At 54.4% G+C, this 1468-nt stretch carries 1 protein-coding gene and 2 pseudogenes; 2 read left to right on the plus strand and 1 reads right to left on the minus strand.

Going from position 1 to position 1468, the window contains the following annotated elements; genetic code table 11:
* Nucleotides 1-229: pseudogene (locus tag FTT71_RS13165) on the minus strand (IS4 family transposase); the annotation flags it as partial.
* An 89-nt stretch (nucleotides 230-318) separates the two neighbouring features.
* Here FTT71_RS13165 and sul2 point away from each other — a divergent pair.
* Together sul2 and glmM are read left to right on the plus strand one after the other, a co-directional pair.
* Nucleotides 319-1134 (plus strand): sulfonamide-resistant dihydropteroate synthase Sul2, encoded by an 816-nt coding sequence (sul2, locus tag FTT71_RS13170; RefSeq protein ID WP_001043260.1) that lies wholly within the window; start codon nucleotides 319-321, stop codon nucleotides 1132-1134.
* Between the two features lie 86 nt (nucleotides 1135-1220).
* Nucleotides 1221-1468, plus strand: a pseudogene (glmM, locus tag FTT71_RS13175) (phosphoglucosamine mutase); the annotation flags it as partial.

Raw genomic sequence — 1468 nt, forward strand, 5'->3', positions numbered from 1 at the left:
ACTGAGAAATTTGACGATAATCAAAATACTGACCTGCAAAGAAGCGCTGCATACGTCGATAAAATGATTGTGGTAAACACTTGATGGGCAAGGCTTTAGATGCAGAAGAAAGATTACATGTTTGCTTTAAAATAATCACAAGCATGATGAGCGCAAAGCACTTTAAATGTGACTTGTTCCATTTTAGAGATTTGTTTAAGATAAGATATAACTCATTGAGATGTGTCATAGTATTCGTCGTTAGAAAACAATTATTGTGACATTATTTCAATGAGTTATCTATTTTTGTCGTGTACAGAGATTATTATAGAAGCCCCCATGAATAAATCGCTCATCATTTTCGGCATCGTCAACATAACCTCGGACAGTTTCTCCGATGGAGGCCGGTATCTGGCGCCAGACGCAGCCATTGCGCAGGCGCGTAAGCTGATGGCCGAGGGGGCAGATGTGATCGACCTCGGTCCGGCATCCAGCAATCCCGACGCCGCGCCTGTTTCGTCCGACACAGAAATCGCGCGTATCGCGCCGGTGCTGGACGCGCTCAAGGCAGATGGCATTCCCGTCTCGCTCGACAGTTATCAACCCGCGACGCAAGCCTATGCCTTGTCGCGTGGTGTGGCCTATCTCAATGATATTCGCGGTTTTCCAGACGCTGCGTTCTATCCGCAATTGGCGAAATCATCTGCCAAACTCGTCGTTATGCATTCGGTGCAAGACGGGCAGGCAGATCGGCGCGAGGCACCCGCTGGCGACATCATGGATCACATTGCGGCGTTCTTTGACGCGCGCATCGCGGCGCTGACGGGTGCCGGTATCAAACGCAACCGCCTTGTCCTTGATCCCGGCATGGGGTTTTTTCTGGGGGCTGCTCCCGAAACCTCGCTCTCGGTGCTGGCGCGGTTCGATGAATTGCGGCTGCGCTTCGATTTGCCGGTGCTTCTGTCTGTTTCGCGCAAATCCTTTCTGCGCGCGCTCACAGGCCGTGGTCCGGGGGATGTCGGGGCCGCGACACTCGCTGCAGAGCTTGCCGCCGCCGCAGGTGGAGCTGACTTCATCCGCACACACGAGCCGCGCCCCTTGCGCGACGGGCTGGCGGTATTGGCGGCGCTGAAAGAAACCGCAAGAATTCGTTAACTGCACATTCGGGATATTTCTCTATATTCGCGGTTCAGCAGGCATGTCCCCTTTGAGGGCGACCCGACGACAGGATAATCGACCTTATGGTGCGCAAATATTTCGGCACAGACGGTATTCGTGGCAAAGCCAACGAAGGCGCGATGACGGCGGAAACCGCCTTGCGCGTCGGCATGGCGGCTGGCCGTGTCTTTCGTCGCGGTGACCACCGCCATCGTGTCGTGATCGGCAAGGATACGCGCCTGTCGGGCTATATGCTTGAACCCGCGCTCACAGCCGGTTTCACCTCGATGGGCATGGACGTATTCCTTTTTGGCCCGCTGCCGACAACGTA

The sequence above is a fragment of the Acinetobacter sp. YH01004 genome (assembly GCF_013420455.1).
Lineage (GTDB): Bacteria > Pseudomonadota > Gammaproteobacteria > Pseudomonadales > Moraxellaceae > Acinetobacter > Acinetobacter towneri.

What these genes read in the sequence shown, in the direction of transcription:
- sul2 (WP_001043260.1), top strand. Translation starts at nt 319, where the DNA reads ATGAATAAATCGCTCATCATTTTCGGCATCGTCAACATAACCTCGGAC.